This window comes from Streptosporangium sp. DT93, from assembly GCF_049844535.1.
In the GTDB taxonomy this organism is placed as follows: domain Bacteria; phylum Actinomycetota; class Actinomycetes; order Streptosporangiales; family Streptosporangiaceae; genus Streptosporangium.
Genome location: NZ_JBNCLF010000004.1, coordinates 247,007 through 264,559, shown reverse-complemented (window position 1 = coordinate 264,559; position 17,553 = coordinate 247,007). Strand labels below are relative to the sequence as shown.

17 protein-coding genes and 1 tRNA gene are annotated in these 17,553 nt (G+C 70.0%); 4 read left to right on the top strand and 14 right to left on the bottom strand.

The genetic code is table 11. From position 1 onward, the window contains the following. The first annotated feature begins 175 nt into the window (after positions 1–175). Entirely contained in the window at positions 176–1,249 is a 1,074-nt protein-coding gene (locus ACLQ2R_RS11565; RefSeq protein WP_425959410.1) for a hypothetical protein, read from the top strand. An 83-nt stretch (positions 1,250–1,332) separates the two neighbouring features. Here the strand turns inward: ACLQ2R_RS11565 and ACLQ2R_RS11560 are convergent, their stop codons facing one another. Then, positions 1,333–2,598 carry an MFS transporter gene (locus ACLQ2R_RS11560; RefSeq protein ID WP_425959409.1) on the bottom strand — a complete coding sequence of 422 codons (1,266 nt, stop codon included), beginning with the start codon at positions 2,596–2,598 and terminating at the stop codon, positions 1,333–1,335. Positions 2,599–2,675: 77 nt separating this feature from the next. Between ACLQ2R_RS11560 and ACLQ2R_RS11555 the strand changes: the two genes are divergently transcribed. Next, positions 2,676–3,287, top strand: a complete 612-nt coding sequence (locus ACLQ2R_RS11555; RefSeq protein WP_425959408.1) for a MarR family winged helix-turn-helix transcriptional regulator — start codon at positions 2,676–2,678, stop codon at positions 3,285–3,287. A 148-nt stretch (positions 3,288–3,435) separates the two neighbouring features. Here the strand turns inward: ACLQ2R_RS11555 and galK are convergent, their stop codons facing one another. Next, positions 3,436–4,557, bottom strand: a complete 1,122-nt coding sequence (galK, locus tag ACLQ2R_RS11550) for a galactokinase (RefSeq protein ID WP_425959407.1) — start codon at positions 4,555–4,557, stop codon at positions 3,436–3,438. Between the two features lie 159 nt (positions 4,558–4,716). On the opposite strand from galK, the gene ACLQ2R_RS11545 reads away from it, so the two are divergent. Next, positions 4,717–4,790 (top strand) — tRNA-Ile (locus tag ACLQ2R_RS11545). Between the two features lie 143 nt (positions 4,791–4,933). Here ACLQ2R_RS11545 and ACLQ2R_RS11540 read toward each other — a convergent pair. The 12 genes from ACLQ2R_RS11540 to ACLQ2R_RS11485 form a co-directional block, all read right to left on the bottom strand. After that, on the bottom strand, positions 4,934–6,343 hold the full coding sequence (locus tag ACLQ2R_RS11540) for a tyrosine-type recombinase/integrase (RefSeq protein ID WP_425959406.1): 1,410 nt from the start codon (positions 6,341–6,343) through the stop codon (positions 4,934–4,936). Further along, positions 6,343–6,528: a helix-turn-helix transcriptional regulator gene (locus ACLQ2R_RS11535; protein WP_425959405.1), complete on the bottom strand. Its 186-nt coding sequence runs from the start codon at positions 6,526–6,528 to the stop codon at positions 6,343–6,345. Before ACLQ2R_RS11535 ends, ACLQ2R_RS11540 begins: the two co-directional genes overlap by 1 nt. 118 nt (positions 6,529–6,646) lie before the next feature. Further along, positions 6,647–7,891, bottom strand: a complete 1,245-nt coding sequence (locus ACLQ2R_RS11530; RefSeq protein WP_425959404.1) for a DUF3631 domain-containing protein — start codon at positions 7,889–7,891, stop codon at positions 6,647–6,649. A gap of 32 nt (positions 7,892–7,923) precedes the next feature. Then, complete coding sequence (locus ACLQ2R_RS11525; RefSeq protein ID WP_425959403.1) at positions 7,924–8,826, bottom strand: bifunctional DNA primase/polymerase; 903 nt, start codon at positions 8,824–8,826, stop codon at positions 7,924–7,926. Next, positions 8,823–10,391, bottom strand: a complete 1,569-nt coding sequence (locus tag ACLQ2R_RS11520) for a DNA cytosine methyltransferase (protein WP_425959402.1) — start codon at positions 10,389–10,391, stop codon at positions 8,823–8,825. The genes ACLQ2R_RS11525 and ACLQ2R_RS11520 overlap by 4 nt, the downstream gene beginning before the upstream one ends. A 518-nt stretch (positions 10,392–10,909) precedes the next feature. Then, positions 10,910–13,165 (bottom strand): cell division protein FtsK, encoded by a 2,256-nt coding sequence (locus ACLQ2R_RS11515; protein WP_425959401.1) that lies wholly within the window; start codon positions 13,163–13,165, stop codon positions 10,910–10,912. Continuing rightward, complete coding sequence (locus ACLQ2R_RS11510) at positions 13,162–13,494, bottom strand: hypothetical protein (RefSeq protein ID WP_425959400.1); 333 nt, start codon at positions 13,492–13,494, stop codon at positions 13,162–13,164. Before ACLQ2R_RS11510 ends, ACLQ2R_RS11515 begins: the two co-directional genes overlap by 4 nt. After that, complete coding sequence (locus tag ACLQ2R_RS11505; RefSeq protein ID WP_425959398.1) at positions 13,494–14,513, bottom strand: hypothetical protein; 1,020 nt, start codon at positions 14,511–14,513, stop codon at positions 13,494–13,496. The genes ACLQ2R_RS11510 and ACLQ2R_RS11505 overlap by 1 nt, the downstream gene beginning before the upstream one ends. 13 nt (positions 14,514–14,526) lie before the next feature. Then, positions 14,527–14,691, bottom strand: coding sequence for a hypothetical protein (locus ACLQ2R_RS11500; protein ID WP_425959397.1), 165 nt, complete (start codon positions 14,689–14,691; stop codon positions 14,527–14,529). 335 nt (positions 14,692–15,026) lie between these two features. After that, positions 15,027–15,383 (bottom strand): WhiB family transcriptional regulator, encoded by a 357-nt coding sequence (locus tag ACLQ2R_RS11495; protein ID WP_425959396.1) that lies wholly within the window; start codon positions 15,381–15,383, stop codon positions 15,027–15,029. Next, positions 15,380–15,511 carry a hypothetical protein gene (locus ACLQ2R_RS11490; RefSeq protein ID WP_425959395.1) on the bottom strand — a complete coding sequence of 44 codons (132 nt, stop codon included), beginning with the start codon at positions 15,509–15,511 and terminating at the stop codon, positions 15,380–15,382. The genes ACLQ2R_RS11495 and ACLQ2R_RS11490 overlap by 4 nt, the downstream gene beginning before the upstream one ends. An 81-nt stretch (positions 15,512–15,592) precedes the next feature. Then, positions 15,593–16,309 (bottom strand): hypothetical protein, encoded by a 717-nt coding sequence (locus ACLQ2R_RS11485; protein ID WP_425959394.1) that lies wholly within the window; start codon positions 16,307–16,309, stop codon positions 15,593–15,595. A gap of 68 nt (positions 16,310–16,377) precedes the next feature. Between ACLQ2R_RS11485 and ACLQ2R_RS11480 the strand changes: the two genes are divergently transcribed. Continuing rightward, the gene (locus ACLQ2R_RS11480) at positions 16,378–17,553 is read left to right on the top strand and encodes a helix-turn-helix domain-containing protein (protein ID WP_425959393.1); all 1,176 of its coding nucleotides are present in this window, start codon (positions 16,378–16,380) and stop codon (positions 17,551–17,553) included.

The following is a 17,553-nucleotide window of genomic DNA, read 5'->3' as shown; positions in this document are numbered from 1 at the left end:
ATCTATGCATTTCCTACCTTTTAAATAGGTTAAATGCGTCGACGCGAGACCCCGGCCGATTGACGGGCGCCCCTTCCGTCGCGAGGGGCGCCTCCGGGGGAGACCCGGCGGCACGGTCGGCGTGCCGCGAACGCGGCCCCCTCGGGGGCCGCCGAGACGCGCACGGGAGTGCCACATGTCGCAGAGCGCCACACCGGAACCCGGCCCCTCCGGCCTCGCCGATCTCGATCCGGACGGCGTCCCCGCCGGAGAGCCGGTGATCGTGAAGGGCACGGGGCCGGCCCTGGCCGACCTGCTGGCACCGCTCACCACGGGCCGGGGCGGCCGGTTCGTCCACGGCTACGACGGGGAGCAGGTCTACCTGCCCGGCGGGCGCGAGCCCCTGCTGTACGTCGGCTCGGAGCGCGGCGTGCCGCACCACTCCGGGTTCGCCCATCCCTTCGTCGGCACCGAGCCGCCGGTGCCGCGCTTCCTCACCCGCGAGACGCTGGGCGCCGGTCCGTGGAACTTCCGCAGGGACGTCTGGCCCCTGGTGGCCAAGGAACTCGCCTTCGCGTACTACCACGAGCTCATCACCGCCCATCCGGAGCGCGTACGGTCGACCTGGGGGGAGTTCGAGGAGGCCTTCGCGGGCGAGGAGTGGCGCAGTGTCGCGATGCGCAGGATGATCCGCGCCGCCGTCCCCCGGCATCCGGACCGGCTCGACCTCGACCGGCTCGACCGGCCGCTGCACGGCATCAGGTTCGGTGACCTGCCGGGGATGCGGAAGTGGATGCGCGGCTACCTCGCCGCCGACCTGGAACGGCGCTCCGACCCCGAGCACAGCGCCGACCACGCCATGGTCCTCGCCCTGCTCTCCGTCCGCGCCGTCCTCGCCGGGGCGGGCGTGACCGACCCCTGGTTCCGGGAGTTCTCCGACCATCTCGCCGGCGGCCCGCCGGTGTCGCACCTGGAGGACCTGCGCGCCCTGGCCGCCGCGGGGGTGGTCACCTTCCTGGGCGCCGACCTCCGGGTCGACCGGTACGAGGGCCGCTGGCGCGCGCAGACCTCCACCCTTCCCGGCGAGGTGACCGCCGCCGTCCTCGTCGACACCGGACGGCTCGCCTGGTCGCCGGACAGGGCGCCGGTTCCCGCCGCCGGGCCGGACCCGTGGACCAGGACGCCGCGCAGGAGGCCGGTGGCGAGGAACGAGGCGAGATTCTCCAGGATCCTCGCGACGACGCCGGTCTGGGGCCGCCACCCGACCTGACCCGTCACCGGACCGCACGGACCGTACGGGATTTCCGCTCGTACGGGGACAAGGGCCGGGGGTGCGCCTCCGGCCCGGTCCGGTCACGCCACCGGGTGACCCCGCACCGCGCCGGAGGCGGCGTCCCCGGCCCCGTGGCCGATCCGTCGGATGTCGGGCAGGACCAGGACACCCAGGCAGGAGGCCGCCAGCAGCGCCGCGGCCCCGTACAGGGTGGGGGTGGTGCCGACGGCGGCGGCCAGAGGTCCGGCCAGGGCCATGCCGAGGGGCGTCAGCCCGATGGAGAGCAGCCAGTCGTACGCCGACACCCGCGAGAGCGTCTCGGCCGGGATGTTCTCCTGCACCAGCGTCTCCCACAGCGGGGCCATGAACGCCAGGCCGCCGGTCATCAGCCCGTAGGCCACCGCGACCGCCACCGCGGGCGCCCCCGCGGCGAGCAGGGCGAGCGGCAGCGCACCGAGCGCCAGCGCGAGGTTGGCGACGACCAGCGGCCTGGACGGCCTCAGCCGCAGGGCGAGCAGCGCCCCGCACAGGGCGCCGACCGTGCCGCCCTGCACGATCGTGCCCCAGGCGATCTCACCGCCGAGGGTCGCGACGGCGAGCACCGGCCCGACGACCATCAGGACGCAGCGGCTCAGGTTCCACATGGAGTGGCCGATCAGGTTCGTCCAGTACCACCGGTGCCGGCGCAGCTGCGCCCAGCCCTCGGCGAGCTGCCCGAGGAACGGCTCGCGCGGCGTGGGCGGGATCGGCGCGAGCCGGAGCCGGCCCAGCAGGATCGCGCTGACCGCGAACGTCAGCGCGTCCAGGATCAGCGCCCAGCCGGCGCCGGCGGTCAGGGCCAGGGCGGTGGCGATCCCCGGTCCGAGGAGGATGGACCCGCGCTGGGCGATCGCGATGAGCGCGTTGGCGCGGGAGAGCTGCTCCGGGGCCACGGTGGCGGGCACCAGCCCGGTCGCGGCCGGCAGGAAGAACGCGGAACCCGCGCCGGACAGGGCCGCCAGCACCGCCAGGTGGACGATGTCGGCCGTGCCGGTGACCAGCTCGACGCCCATGGCCGCGTGGGCGAACCCGCGCACCAGGTCGGCGGCCACCATCACCCGGCGGCGCGGCAGCCGGTCGGCCCACACCCCGCCGAGCAGCATGAGCGCCACCGTGGCGATCGACTGCGCGGCCAGCACGACGCCCAGATCGGTGGCCGACCCCGTCGCGGTGACGATCGCCAGCGCGAGGGCCACGGCCGTGACGGAGTCGCCGACGGACGACAGGCTCTGCCCGGCCCACAGCAGGCGGAAGCGGGCGTCGCGGAGGGGGACCAGGGAATCCCGCAGGGAGGTGGTGAGGGTCACGAGAGCAAGTTACTACGAAAACAAAATATATGCATTCGTATAAATGACGATCCTCCGGGGCGGCGTACCCTGTGGGCATGTCAGAGCCCGACTCCGTCGACCGGCACATCGCTCACTGGTCCCGGGAGCTGTCCGACCTCGACCCCCAGTCCGAGGGGATCGTCACGCGCATGAGCATGCTCGTGCGGCTGCTCAACCGGCAGAAGGAGGAGTGGCTGGCCGAGGGCGGGCTCAAGCCGTGGGAGTTCAAGGTGCTGCACCACCTGGTCGCGTCCGGGCCGCCCTACCGGGCGACCCCCTCGATGCTGGCCGGGTGGCTCGACACCCACCCGGCGACGCTGACCAACCGGCTCGACCGGATGGAGCGGGCCGGGTACGTCGACCGCGCGCACGACCCCGCCGACCGCCGCAGGCTGCTCGTGGGACTGACCCCCGCGGGGCGGGCGGTCTGGGAGGAGCGCATGGACCGGGGGGACAAGTCGGAACGCGCGCTGCTCGCCCCGCTCGACCCGCGGGAACGCGAACTGCTCGACGACCTGCTGCGCCGCCTGGTCCGCGCGGCCGAGCACGAGGGGCCACCGCTGATGCCCGACTGGCCGTCGGTCCCCGAACCGTCCGGCCCTCAGGCGTCCGGTCCCGAAGTGTCCGCCCCGGACCCGCCCGCCGGTGTCGTCACGGACACGCGGTAGGGAAAGGCGGACGCGGCCAGCCTGGCTCGGCCTGGTTCGGCTTGGCACGCGAGCCGGGCCAGGGAGACGGGGCCGCCGGAACACGAGGTTCGGAGCAGCCGCCCGTCTCCCTGCGCGTTCCGGACCGGCGCCGGTCTCCCGAGGCGTGTCAGGCCAGCCGGCGGGCTCCCGGGGCCGGGAGGGCGGGGTAGATGTCCGGGGCGGCCCAGCCGCGCTCGGCGTAGGCGCCGGTGACCGACGCGCGTACGCTCTCCACCCGGTCGTCGGCGACCAGCGCGATCGCCGACCCGCCGAACCCGCCGCCGGTCATCCGCGCCCCCCGGGCCCCGCCCCGGACCGCCGACTCCACGGCCACGTCCAGTTCGGCGCAGGAGACCTCGAACTGGTCGCGCAGCGACAGGTGGGAGGCGTTCAGCAGCGCTCCGATCTCGGTCGCCTTCCCGGCCCGCAGCAGCCCGATCACCGCCTCGACCCGGTGGTTCTCGGTCACCACGTGCTGGGTGCGCCTGCGCTCGTCGCCGCTGAGCCGCCCGAGGGCGTCCGCCAGGTCGGTCACGTCGCGGAGCGCGTCCACGCCCAGGTGTGCCGCGGCGTTCTCGCAGTCCCGGCGGCGGTCGGCGTACTCCCCGCCGGCGTGCGAGTGGTGCACGCCGGTGTTGACGATGAGCAGCTGGAGGCCCAGACTCGCCAGGTCGAACGGGATCTTCCTGGTGCCGAGGCTCCGGCAGTCCAGGAACAGCGCCTGTCCCTCCTCGCCGAGGGCCGAGGCCGCCTGGTCCATGATCCCGCACGGCATGCCCACGAAGTCGTTCTCGGCCTTCTGCGAGGCCAGCGCGATCTCCATCTTCGTCATGCCGAGCCCGTACAGCTCGTTCAGCGCCGTGCCGACCGCCACCTCCAGGGCCGCGCTCGACGACAGGCCCGCCCCCTGCGGCACGTCCCCGTCGATCACCACGTCCGCGCCGCCCACCCGGTGCCCGGCCTCGCGGAGCGCCCAGAACACCCCGGCCACGTAACGGGCCCAGCCCTGGGCCGCGTCCAGCCGTTCCAGCGTCACCGGCTCGCTCTCCGCCTGCAGCGACCGGAGCCGGACCACCCCGTCCTCGCGCGGCGAGAGGGCCGCGTTCACCCCCCACGGCACCGCGAACGGCAACACGAACCCGTCGTTGTAGTCGGTGTGCTCGCCGATCAGGTTCACCCGGCCGGGAGCGTGCCACACCCCTGCGGGCTCCACGCCGTACGACTCCCGGAAAGCTCCAACAACGCGCATGATCCAACACTCCTCAACACGGTTCACCAGTAGGGTAGCGAGTTCCCCGCCCTCCGGGTCCGCCCGTGGCCCCGCCGAAGGTCACATCTTGAACCCGGCCCGCCGGGCGGCGGTGCGAACGGGCCCGACCTTTGGTTGAATGCCGCGTACGGCGTGCGAGGGGCGGTAGCTCAGCCGGTTAGAGCAGGGGACTCATAATCCCTGGGTCGCGGGTTCGAGTCCCGCCCGCCCTACCCCTTGTGACCATGAAGAAAGCGCCCCTGACCTGCCTGTTTGCAGTTTAGGGCGCTTTCGTCGTGTCCGGCTGTCTACGGCTGTCACTGATCGTTTGCGGTTGATCCTTCCCAATGCCTTCCCACGGGGCGCGACGTGGGCGTCACTCCTCCCTGAGCGCGTCGGCAATCCGGCGCTTGGCCGTCTCGTCCTGGCCGACGATGCACTTGGCGTAGATCTTCAAGAGCACGTCCACGCTGTGCCCCGCCCACGCGGCGACCTGGGTAGGCGGCACCCCTGCGTTGAGCCAGGTGGACAGGCAGGCATGCCGGAGGTCGTAGATGCGCTTACCGAGTGGAGAGGCGTACTCGGCCTTGGTCAGCACCTCGGCGCGGGCCTTGTCCCACGCCCGCCGGTAGGTGATGGTCGGGAGGTTTCCGCCGTTGACTCCGGTGAACAGGTGACCGTTCTCGCCGGGCGGGAAAGCGGCCAGGTGCGAGCGGAGGAACTTGACCAGTTCAGGCGTGCAGGGGACGGCACGGCTGTCCCCCTCGGCACGATGCTTGAGCTGGCGTTCTTCCCGCTGGGTGCTCCCATCGGTCCATTCCTTGCCCACGTCGGGCGCTGCCGTCCGGAACCGCAGCTCTCCCCACGCGTCCGGCGACTCCTCCCACTCCTCCGTTTCCTTGTTCCATTCCAGAGCAGGCAGGATCACGTTCGCCGTACGGAGGTCCATCGCCTCCTCGGGCCGCAGGCCGGCAAAGTAGAGAACCGCGAAGAAGGCCACCAATCTCGGGCCGCTTCGTTGCTGTGCTGCTACGGCGGTCAAGAGCTTCCGGGCCTGGGCAGGGTTGACGACGCAGTCGCGGTTGACCTCGTGTGAACTCTTCGGAGCTTGCCACTTCAGTCCCCGGATCGGGTTCGTGGTGAGCAACTTCAGCTCAACCGCGTAGTCCAGGGCGTTGAAGAGAATCGCCCGGTTCCGGCGCGCGGTACTCGCTGCGGCGGCCTTGCCGTCGAGTTTGGACGTTGCGATATCCAGCACCTTGCGCATGGTCGCGGCGTCTTCGAGCGTCGAAACCATGCAGGTACCTCGCTTCAACCATCCGAGAACAGGGTCTTCGGCCGAACGGCTGTCCCTGTCCTTGGTGTTGAAGGCCCAGCGCGTGAGCGCCTTCCGGATCTCCTTGTCGGACGGCTTACTGCGGTCGGCGGTGAGCATGGCCGGGGATGCCGCGGTGAGGGCTCGCGCGATGTCACGCCGGTAGCCGGCGGAGGCTCGCTTCCACTTCATGTCCACGTAGGCGGTGGTGAAGTCGTACCAGCTCATGTCCGGCCGTTCGGTGCGGCTCCATGAGACGGGCTCACCGGTGATGAGGCTGAACGCCTCGCCGTTGCGAGCGGCGGTGATCAGGGCGCTTCGGTAGGTGTCCGCCTGAGCTTCCTTCGGAAACGGTTTCTTCCAGGGCTTCCCCGCGGTTTGCCACAGCACCCGGTAGGACGTCGCCTTGCCGTCCTTGTTCTTGCGGGTCTCGGTCTTGTAGACGCGAACGTTGTAGGTGGTGTTCTTCATCAGGAAGCGTCCTCCAGGCTGGTCAGCCAGCGGTCATAGTCGGCGCGGCGGACGCGGAGGTCTCCGTTGGGGAGCTTCATGCACTTGGGGGCGCGGCCCTTCTGGCGCCAGTCGTAGAAGGTGGATCGGCTGATGTCGAGGTCTTCGCAGATGTCGGCGATGGTGAGCTTTTCGCCCTTGGGCATGGGTGTCTCCTGGCGGATGCGAGGTAGGTCGGAGCAGTTTCGAGGGGGGTAGCCGTACCAGCCGTACCAGCCTCGTTTTTGCTGGTCAGGGCTGGTACGGCTTGATTTGTGGTACGGCTCAAGCCGTACCAAGGTCCTGCGGTGGTACGGCTTGAGCCGTACCGGGCGGCAAGCCGTACCGTGCCTGACCTGCGGAATTGAGGCTGGTACGGCTGGTACGGCTACCCCTGCCGAACGGGAGCACATCGCCGGGGTCCGTCGTCGCCGACGGGGTGCTCTCGGCGGTGTCGAGGGCCGGGCAGTAGCGCGCCCAGGCGTCGGTGAAGTCGGCGCGGTGGTATCCCTTGGCCTGTCCGATGGGGACAGGGAAACGGATCGTGTCCGAACGGATGTCGTACTCACGCAAGAGCGCGCCGAGCCGCATGGGGGTCAGGCCATTGGGTCCGTAGTCGGCCCACGGTGCTTCGGGGTCGGCCTTGAGCCGCTCCAGCAGCACGGCGGTCGGCAAGGCGGGATCAGTGCCGAAGGCCGTGCGGCAGTCGGCCAGCAGCCGGACCCGGGTCGAGGTCTCGCCGTTGTCGTCGGCCTCGGCGGTCAGGGCGAGCACCGCGGCGCGGGCACGCTCGGGCCAGTGGCCTCCGGCGTGGTCGGCGACGGCGACCAGGGGTTCCCAGGTGTCGGCGGCGCGGTCTTCCACCGGCATCGCCGGTTCGGCCTGCTCCAGGGTGGGCAGGTCGGCGCGCAGCCACGCGGACAGGTCCTCGGCCAGCTGGCGCAGCAAGGGCCGGTCCCGGCGGTGCCGGTAGGGCGCGACGCTCTCACCGGGAGCGCGCCGGCGCATCCGCACCACCACGGCGCGGTCCTCGATCGTGTCGGGCATCGCGCCGATGCCTGCGAGCGCGGCCATGGCGAAGGTCGGGATGGACTCGACGCGGCCGGTGTTGGCGTCGTAGCGCTTGGCGGGCCGGTTGCGCTGGTGTCCGGCGTTCAGCAGCCCGCGCAGGTCCTCGTTCCCGTCGGCCTTCGGGCCGAAGATGGTGTCGGCTTCATCAACGAGCATGGTGGGAGGGTCCTCGGTGATGGAGCGGTAGACCGCGGCGGATGAGGAGTTGACGGTGATGAACGGGTCGTGACAGGTGGCCTCGACCACGTCCAGCAGCCGGGACTTACCGCACCGCTTTTCGGGGGCGCGGATCACCAGCCGGGGCGCGTGCGCCCAGGCGGGTTGGCCGTGGCTGGCGGCGATCCACAACACCACCGCATCGGCGGCCTCGGGACTTGGCAGGATCACGTAGCGGGTCAGGGCGGCCAGCAGCGCGTCAAGCAGCATCGCGCCGTGGCCGGCGGGTTCGGTCTGGGACATGGAATCTGCTCTCTTCGGTGTCGGTGTGGTGGTCATGCGGCGACCGTCCGGGGCCGCTTGGCACCGGCTTTCAGGCCGGATGCGATGGTGTGGATGGTCTCGGCGCGGCTCAGCCCGGCATCGACCCCCTGTTGTTCCAGCAGGGTTGTCACCTCGCTCTCGGCGAGCGCGCCGCCTGCGACGAGTTGGCCCAGGGCGATGGCGGCCAGGTAGAGCGAGCCGTTGCGCTGGCCGTGCGGGGCGGTGGCGACGCGGTCGAGTTCGCGGGTGATGGCCGCGTGCAGGTAGGCGCCATGCCGGGTGTCGGGCAGGGCCAGGCGCACCGGTTGCGGCGCGGGTCGGGGCGGGGGTGAGAGCTGCTGGAACAACCAGGGGGGCAGCGGGGCAGGGGTCGTGTTGTGAACTACCTCGTAGCTGCCAGTGCCGTCCGGAAGATCCACGAAGCTGCCAGGACCCAGGACGTAGCCACCGTTCGCGCGGGTGTCGATCAGCCAGCCCAGCCCGTTGCCCTTGTCGCCCTCGGTGTTGCCCAACCGGGCGCGGTCCGGGGCGGTGAAGTACAGGTGCATGCCACCGCGACGAGTGCGCACAGTGAAGGTCTCGAACGGCAGGGGTTGCCCGGCGCGTTCGCACAGCACGGCCAGCACGTCGGCGCCCTCGTTGACCCCCGGCAGGTCCCAGGAAGGCGGCGGGCTCTGCCCGTCCTTTCGGGTGTCCAGATCGATGACGACCAGGTTGGAGGGGCCGCAGGCAATGCCGATGTTGTACGGCGCGTTCGACCAACAGCGCCGGATCACGTCGGGGTCGGTGGTGGCGTTGGTCTCCCAGTCGGTGAAGCCCTTGAGTGGGGGCTTGTCGCCGACTGCGACGGGGAAGACGCGCCAGCCGCGGGCGGCGGTGGCCAGGGCGTAGCGCAGCGTCGCGGGGGCGTTCATGCGGCCACCTCCAGGGTTTGGCCGGTGATGGCCTCGACCAAGGCGGAGATGATGACCTCGGCCACGGGTGGGGTGACGGCGTTGCCGTACTGGCGGACCCGCTGGCGTTTGTTGCCCAAGACCTGATAGCCACCGGTGAAGGCCATCGCCTTGCCGATCTCGTGTGGCTCCAGCATCCGAAACAGCACGTCGGCGATGTCCACCTGGGGGGCGTCGTCGGTGGTGGCCAGGGCGTAGCGGTCGCGAGTGGTCAGGGCGCCCACCGGGTGGGTTGCCGGGCGGGCGGCGCCGGTGCCGTAGTAGGGCACCAGCAGCGCGCCGGGATCGCCCGTGTTCGTGGTGGGTGGGGTGACCAGGCCGTGGTGGTTGCCCGAGGCGGTCACGGTGGCCAGCGCCTCGGCGATGGAGCGGGCATCGGAGCCGCCGCCGCGTAGCTCAGCGATGAACGCGCCGAGGGCGGCGGGTGGGAAGGCCAGGCCGGTTTCGTTGCGCGCGGTCTGGGTGCGCATCGGATCGGAGGCGCAGGCGGCGGTTTTGCCGTCGCGTCCTTCGACGGGGATCAGCATCGGCGGGACGGCCAGGGCGTCGTTCTCGCGGGTGGTACGGGTGGGCATGGGGGCGGTGATCGGGCTGGCTGCCGTGCGCCAGGTGCCGCCGGCGGGGGTGAGGATCGGCGCCCAGTAGCGGGTCATGCCCGCGCGGATGCGCTGCATGGTGGCCTCAGCCAGCGGTTCGTCGCGATCCCCGATGCGCCTGCCGGGAAGGCCCCAGTCGATGGCGTGCGCCGCGGGCAGCGCGTAGGGCTCGACCACGGTGTTGCGGCAGGTGGTGTGCGGGCATCGGTAGCTGTACTGCTGGCGGTAGCGGCCCATGTCGGCGCCGGGCTTCTTGAACACCTGCACGGCGATGATGGTTTGTTCACAGACCGAACACCAGGCACTCGGGCGTAGCCACTTGTCGAAGTCGGGGGCGCGGCCCAGGCTCTCGTGCCAGTAGGCCAGATACAGCCGGTCACGGGACTGCGGGGCGGCGGGGGTGCGGACCGGGCGGGCGTGCATGGAGTTCAGCGCGATCAACCTCGTGCGGTAGCCGAGGGCGTGAATGCGGTGAAGCCAGGCGTTCCACTGATCCCAGTCGCGGCAGTCGATGACGTTCTCGACCACCCCGGCGAGCACGCGCCCGCCTCGGGCTTGGACGCCTTCCAGGTATTGGGGGACTTCCTGCATGAGGGCGCGGGAGCGCTCGTCCTCCTGTGAGCGGGTGGTGTCGGCGATGGGGAAGAGTTCGCCCTGGCGGGTGTTGTGGAAGTCACGGCGCTTGCCGCGGGCGCGGCTCCACTTGGGGCACTCCGGGCTCGCCCAAAACAGGTCGGCCACCGGCCACCGCTCCACCGGGGCGGTGCGGATGTCGCCCTTGTAGTGGTCGGCGGCGGGGAAGTTCAGCGCGTGGGAGGCGATCGCCATGTCCCAGTGGTTGGCCGCGCGGGCGACCTGCACGCCGGGCACGGCGTGCGCGCCCTGAGAGGAACCACCGGCTCCACAGAACCAGTCCATCAGTGTCAGCATCAGCTCTCCTCGGTGGTGGGCTTAGGGCGGCGTAGGCCGCGAAACGGGCGCACGACCTTCGAGCCGTCGGCGCGTTGGATCAGAACGTTGCGGGGGCCGGGGCCGCTCCAGCGGATGAGCACCACGACGGGCCGGCCACGCTCCAGGTAGGTGCGGCCGATCATCGGGTGCCATTCCGGTGCAGGCGGCGGAAGTGGACGTAGAGCTGCCAGCCGATGCGGGGGCGCATCCCGGTGCCGTTGCAGGCGCGGCAGGTGCGGTTCTTGCCGCCCGGCGCGCATCGGCGGCAGGTGCCCCACGGGGAGGCGAAGCATCGAGCGATGTAGCAGAGTGTGACGACAGGTAGGCAGAGTCCTAGCAGGACGATGGCGGTGCTCACGGGGGCCTCCAGGGCCGTTTCCGGGGTTTTCGCAGGTGGCGCTCTAGGCGCTAGGTCGCTGGCAGGTCAGCGAATGGGGCTCTAGGCGGGCCTCTAGGTCTAGAGGGGCGAGCCTCTAGACCTAGAGGCGATCAGCGGGTCAGGAACTGGTCCCGGACCCCTGCTTTCCGTCACGCTCGGTGATGGCGTTCAGGATGTCGTCGCGGACGATGCCGATCCGGTTGGCGCCCTTGCCGCCACCGGCCGGGGTGCCCCACACCTGACCCGACTTGATGCCGTACGGCTTGAGCGCGTTGGTGAGTTGAGCAGTCTTGGCCGGGCCTTCCTGCTCGGCCCACGGCCCGTACACGTCGGGTCGCAGCTCGGCGAGGCGGTCCACCACCACCTCATTCCAGACCTTGGCCTCACCGGCGACCAGGACGGCGGCGATGTCGGCCAGCAGGTCGTAGGCCGGGGTGGTGGCCTCGGGCTGTTCGCCGATCGCGTGGCCGGACAAGGTGCCGGCGCCAGTGCGCAGCGCGTGCGCGCGGTCGGCGATGGTCTGGGTGGCCGGGGTGTTGAGGTAGGCGGCTTTGACGACCTTGGGCACTGGGGTGGCACCGACCAGGTAGCCGATTCCGGCGTCGGCCTCGGGCACGAACGTGGTGGCGCGGATGCCGTTCTGGTACGAGGAGGTGCCTAGGATCATGTCGTTTTCGGTCTGGCCACCGACGCGCAGACAGAATCGCAGGGACACGTTCGCGCTGACGCCGGTGGGCAGGCTGCGCTTGTCGGGGCGTTGGGTGGCCAAGATCAGCACCACGCCCAGGGCGCGGCCCAGTTTGATGATGAATTCGGCGTCGCGGCCGGCCTGCTCGCCGTACTCGGCGTGGGCGAACAGGTTCTGGCACTCGTCGAAGATGGCGATGAGCGGGTGCAGGCCCAGTGAGCGGATGTCGGCGATCTGGCGGGTGATGCGCTTGTCTGGGCACAGGTCGGCGGGCAGGGATTTCAGCGCGGCGGCGCGGCGCATGACCTCCTTGCACAGCAGCGACAGTGACTCGGCGGCATAAGCGATGGCGGGGTCTTGGATGCCGGAGACGAAGCGGTGGGAGATCTTCTCCAGCGGGTCGAGGTCGCCGGTGCCTTTGAGTTCGTGCAGCCACATTTCCGCGGTGGGGTCGAGGGAGACGCCGCAGGCCAGGGCGCGCACGGCGCCGGTCTTGCCCTGGCCGGGTTGCGATCCCATGAGGATGTTGTGCTGAATCAGCGGGACGGTGATGATCCTGCCGCGCGGGTCGGCGCCGAACGGGATGCCTTTGAACACGTCGTGGCGGGCGGCGTCGGCCAGGGCGAAGCGGACCATGGTCTTGGACAGGTCCCGGTCCCCGACCCACAAGATCAGCCGTCCCTCGTGGACGGACGGGTCGCCCTCGGGCCAGATGCAGCCCAGCGGGCGGCGCAGCCCGGAGGCCAGGCGGGGCCGCTTGTCGAGGATGTCGGCCACGGTCACCCCGTAGGGCAGGTCCAGATCCGCGCGCCAGCCCGGACCCTCGCGGGTGATCGGCGCCACGAAGTTGACGTCGGCCTTGGCGTTCAGCCCGGACACCCCGATCACGGTCAGCGCCCGGACCACGATGTCACTGGTGAGCTTCTCCACCCGGGTCGGCAGCACCGCGCGATTGATGAGCGGCCGGTCGGCGGGCCGTCCGATGACGCCCAGCACGGCCAGCGCCACGGCCAGCGCCGACCACTGGGCGACGGTGGGCGCGGCGGCCACCAGGATGGCCGCGATCAGCAGCGTGACCAGCGCGGCGCCGGTCACCCAGACCCGCAGCCGCACGCGGGAATCGCGCTGCCTGCTCAGTTTCAGGTATGCCTCGGGGTCGGCTTTCTGCACGGCGGTCAGCCGGACCGGCTCGCCTTCCAGGTCGAGGGTCCAGCGGACCATGCCGGAGATGAGGCGGGCCAGGCCGCGCGGGGCGCGGGCGGTCAGCCGTCCGGCGTACAGCGGGGTGCGAGACAGTTGGTAGCCGGCCACGTAGGCGCCATACTCGCCTGCCCAGGTCAGGGTCTCGATCGCCTCGCGCCGGGAACGCAGCCACAGCGGGACGACCGGGCGGCGGGTGCGGTTCTTCTCCTCCAGCTCGGCCCGCCAGTCGCGATCGGCCTCACCGGGGGCATCCACCCGGATGACTTCGCCCTCTAGCACCGGGCCGTTCGATGCTGGCGCGGGGGTGGGCGGGTAGGGGTGGCGGCGCTCACGGGCGGTGTCGAGGGACACCACCTCGGCGCCGTCGGCCCCCTTGGCGCGCGGTCCGTTGTCGACCGGTCCGCCTTGTTCGGGGATGGCGGTGATCAGGTCGGGGGCCGGGTTCGGGCGGTGGCCGTTGGTCTCGGTCGGGGTGTCGGTCATGATGAGGTCACCTCGTGCTGATTGATGGTGGCGGGGTTGCGGGGCGCGGCCGTGTTCTTGGCGGAGTGGGGTCGCGTCCCGTGCGGGAGGTTGGTGAGGGGCGGTAGGTCGAGTTCGGCCTGCCAGCCGTTGACGAACAGCCACAGCGGGTCCTCGGCCGGCGGGGCCAGGGCGAGGATTTCGGCGATGGTCAGGGCCGTGATGGCTTGGTCGCGGGTGAAGGTCCGTCCGGGGTGAGCGGTCACGATCCATCCGTCGTCCGCGGCGCGGTGGGCGCGGTGGCCGGATGCTTCCTCGGTCATGGTGGTGGCGGTGATGTGCAGGCTCATCAGGCGGCTTCCTTGACGAGGATGTCGCGCACCGTGCGGGCGGTGTCCATGCCGCATCGGGCCGCGCGGCGGATCGCCGCGGCGCTGGGGTAGGCGGGCAGGTCTCCGGCGGCGATCAGGGAGCGCACGTGCGCGGTCACGAAGTGGACGCCGATGCCCTCGGAGTGCTCGTGCGGGTCGGAATCAGGGTCGGGGTCGGAATCGGGGGTGGTGTTCGCCCTGTACTCCAGGGGGGTAAGGGGGTTACCGGATCTTGCGGTCATGCCGTGGTCGAGGCGGGTGAAGGCAGCCAGGATGATCGGCAGTGCGGTGACGATGGCGACCGCGACGACCGGGCCGAGGATGTGCAGGACCAACCGGGAGATGCTGAACTCGGCGGCGACGCCGGGCAGGTAGGGCCAGGCGTTCATGCCGAGGGTCAGGGCCAGGAACAGCCACTCGATCCGGACCAGGGTGGGGGAGTCGATGGGCTGTCCGCGGGTGCCCAGATAGGCGCGGGCACCGACCACGACCAGCAGGGCCAGGGACATGAACGGCTCGACCAGCCAGGCGAACACCCACGCCGGCGACCACGCCTCGGCGCCGTCGGCGGCGAAGGTCTGTACACCGGCCGTGGACCACGCCAGTGCCAGCGTCAGCGACACCATGGCCGCGGTCACCAGCAGGCGGCGCATCCGGGCGGCCTGCCAGGCGCGCATGGCCGGGTCCTGGCCCAGCTCGTGCAGCCGGGCCGCTTCCCGGGCGGCCTTGCGGCGCTTGCGCACCTTGGCGGTGTCCACCAGCAGCGGCGCGTCATCGCCCTGCAAGGCGGCGAGCTGGTGGGCCTCGGCCACCTCGGCACGCAGCCGCAGCACGCGCCGGGTCCGGCCGTCGGCCTCGGCCGGGTGAGAGGGAGCGGCCGGGGCGGGCGAGAGGGCCGGGAGCGGCGGGGCCTGCCGGTCGAGGTGGCGTTCCAGCTCGGCCAGGCCGCGCGCGACGTCCTCGGGCGTCGGTTCCGGGGTCGGGGTTGTCGTCGTCATGTCGTCCCTCCTCCTACTTGGTGGGCTTGGTGATGAGGGCGCCGCCGGGCACGCGCACGGCCGTGGTGTTGGTGCTGGACTCGCGGTGGATGAGGTGGCGCCCGTCGCGGTCGCAGGTGACGGACTCGCTGCCGTCATGGGCGATGAACGTGGTCTGGCACTTGCTGGTCTTGCTCACGGTGATCTCCTGTAGATCAGATGGACTGAGAACGGGCCAGGGTGCGGCACAGCCGACAGCCGGCCGTGCAGCGGGCGCCGTGGACGGGGCAGCGCTGGACCTGGCAGCCGGTTGCGGTGCCGCAGCGGCGGCAGCCGACGGCGCTAGCCGAGCGGGACCGGCAGTCAGGGCAGGAGAAGCGCGCCATCACCGGCCACCCCCGCACGGGATCAGAGCGACCGCATCCCGGCAGCCCTCACAGGCCGGGTCGTAGCCGAAGGTGTGCAGCGGGCAGCGCGCCAAGTCCTCGCTGCGGTGGAGGCCCGAGCACAGCGGGCACTGGTAGCGGCTCATGATCAAGCCACCTCGGTCCGCTGCTCGATCAGCCCGAAGGTGGCCAGCAGGTCGGCCAGGCCGTTGACCTCGCTGGCGGTGAGACCGGCCCACACCCCGTGCTCGGGACGCAGGCGCACCGCGCGGTCCTCGCACAGCTGGCGGACCGGGCACTCGGCGCAGACCTCGCGGGCCACCTGCTCCCGCGCGGCCCGCTCCTCGGCGGGCTCGGGGGTGAAGGTGTCCGGGCCGGTGTGCAGCTCGGGGTCCAGTCCGCACAGTGCGCCCTCGGCCAGCTGGCGCGGCAGGCCATCGGTGACGGCGTCGAACAGGGCCAGGGCGGGGTGAGCGGCGGGCAACAGGGCCGCGGGGGTGCTCATCGGTGCACCCCGCACTGGCCGGTGCCCTCGCAGACGCCGCAGATCTGGGTGGAGGTCATCCATCCACCGCCACCGCAGCAGTGGCAGGGGTCCCGGCGCACGTTGGCCGGGGACGTCGGGTAGGTCATGCTGGTTGTGCTCCTTGCCAGGAGTGAAGGGGCGGCCCTGGGTCTTGGCGGATTGGGGGTCGCCCCGTTTGTGTGGGTGGATCAGCCGAGGGCGCTGGCGAAGGTCACCAGCGAGTCGGTAACCGTCAACAGGCCGTTGAAAGTGCTCGTGGCGATGTCTGCGGCCTTGGTCGGCTCGCGGACAACGAAGAACATCAGGCAGACCAGGACGGCGAACGGCAGAAGACGACGAGGCTTGGCAGTCGGGATCATCGGTGACCTCTCCTTCAAGGTGATTGTCTTAAGACGCGTCGCCTTCTGTCTCAAGACAGTAATTGTGGGGGTCTTGCTCGTCAAGGGTTTTGTCGTAAGACGGTTGAGTACGCTTGATCCATGGAGAAGCGGAGTCCTCGCGGGGACGCAGATCGCCACGCGAGCAAGAAGCTCGCCGCTGTTCTGCGCACTGACATTGCAGAGGGGCGGTACGCCCCCGGCGCTCGACTGCCCTCCTACCGGCAACTCGCCGAGAGGCATGGAGTCGTGGTCAACACCGCTCAGGCGGCGGTTCGCTTGCTCCAGGCGGAGGGCCGAGTGGCGATCCAGCCGGGCAGTGGGACGGTTGTCCTGGATGAGTCCGATGCGCTGCCGGAAGGGCTGAGGGGCGAGTTGGAAGAAGTTCAAGGGCGGTTGCGCCGGACCCAGGAAGCTCTGTCCGCAGCCGAGGAAGCGGTAGCGGCGCTCTTGGGGCGGCTCCCTGCCAGAGCTTTTGGAGAGACTCGGCGGGAACCGGGTGACGGTTGATCGGGCGTTTTCTTTCACGCCTCAAGAATTGCTGTGACGTTCGGTAGGCAGTAGACGACGCGAATAGACGCGAAGGGACATCCCCCATGTCCGGAGAGAGCGTACGTGCCGGCAGTAAGCAGTTCGCCCCGAACAACGTCCTGGTCGCCAAACGCCAGGCGCTCGGGTGGAGCCGCAACCGAGCGGCGCGGGAGCTTGAACGGGCTGGCAGGGATCGAGGGCTAAGCGTCCCAGAGCTTGGGACGATTGAAAAAGCCTTATATCGGCACGAAACGGGCCGTGCCGCTTGCCGAGATCCGCTCTATGTCGAGCTGTACTGCCTTGTCTACGAGGCGACGGTTCAGGACCTTTTCGGAGAAATCGAACCGGCTTCCCCTGTTAACGGCGAAGAGTTCGGAGTCCGTTCTCATAAGTTCGTTGCGGCTTATATCGGCGCTGAACAGGTTGACGCGCTTGTCGCCAAGGGAGTGGTCGCCGAGAATCCTCCTCAATGTGGTCTTGAATGCCATGCGACAGACACAGCGCACGCCGAGGGAGAATGTCGCCTCTATGTCTGGCCGTTCGGTGTCGCAATCTTCCACGTCGTCGAGGAACTCAAACTTCCCAACATTGCACGCTTGGCCGTGTGGCGCAGAAAGACATACGTCAGGGAGTTGGAATGGGCCTCAAGTTATCTTTCCGATCTGACAGGTGCGTTAGTCGAGGCATCCTACGTGCTGAGCACTTATTGGCTTCACCAGCCGTCATGGCCAGGGCATGAGATAGACGCAGCGCTCCGTATCATGTGTGCGCCACGAGTGCTCTTAGAAAGAGACTCAGAGGCCACAGAGGCGTCACTGGCACATGCGGAACTAGTCGAACGCTCCTTGCTGGCCGAAGGATACGAACCAGCGGAAATGATCCCTTTTGGAATCAAGGGGATATCGATCGGATATGCCTCTTGGTCTGGAGTCGTGTACTGCCCTACTGCTCCTCGGCGTGCGCTGGCCGAAGATGAACTTGTCACCATTGAGCTGGCCACCCAAGCTATCTGGGCGTACTGCGAGCACATCAACCGACAGGTAGAGCAGGGCATGGACCCTGAAGTACCCGAACCGTACAGCTGGCGCTTCCTGCGGGGCGTCCGTTCTCGACTGACGAACGCCCGTCCACAAGAGACCGGGCAACATAGGTCTATGCGCACTGCGATCCTGGACACGAGCGGCCTTATCGGCCACCTTTCCCAAGCGATCGACATTCTCAGAGAAACCAGCGAAAGGTAA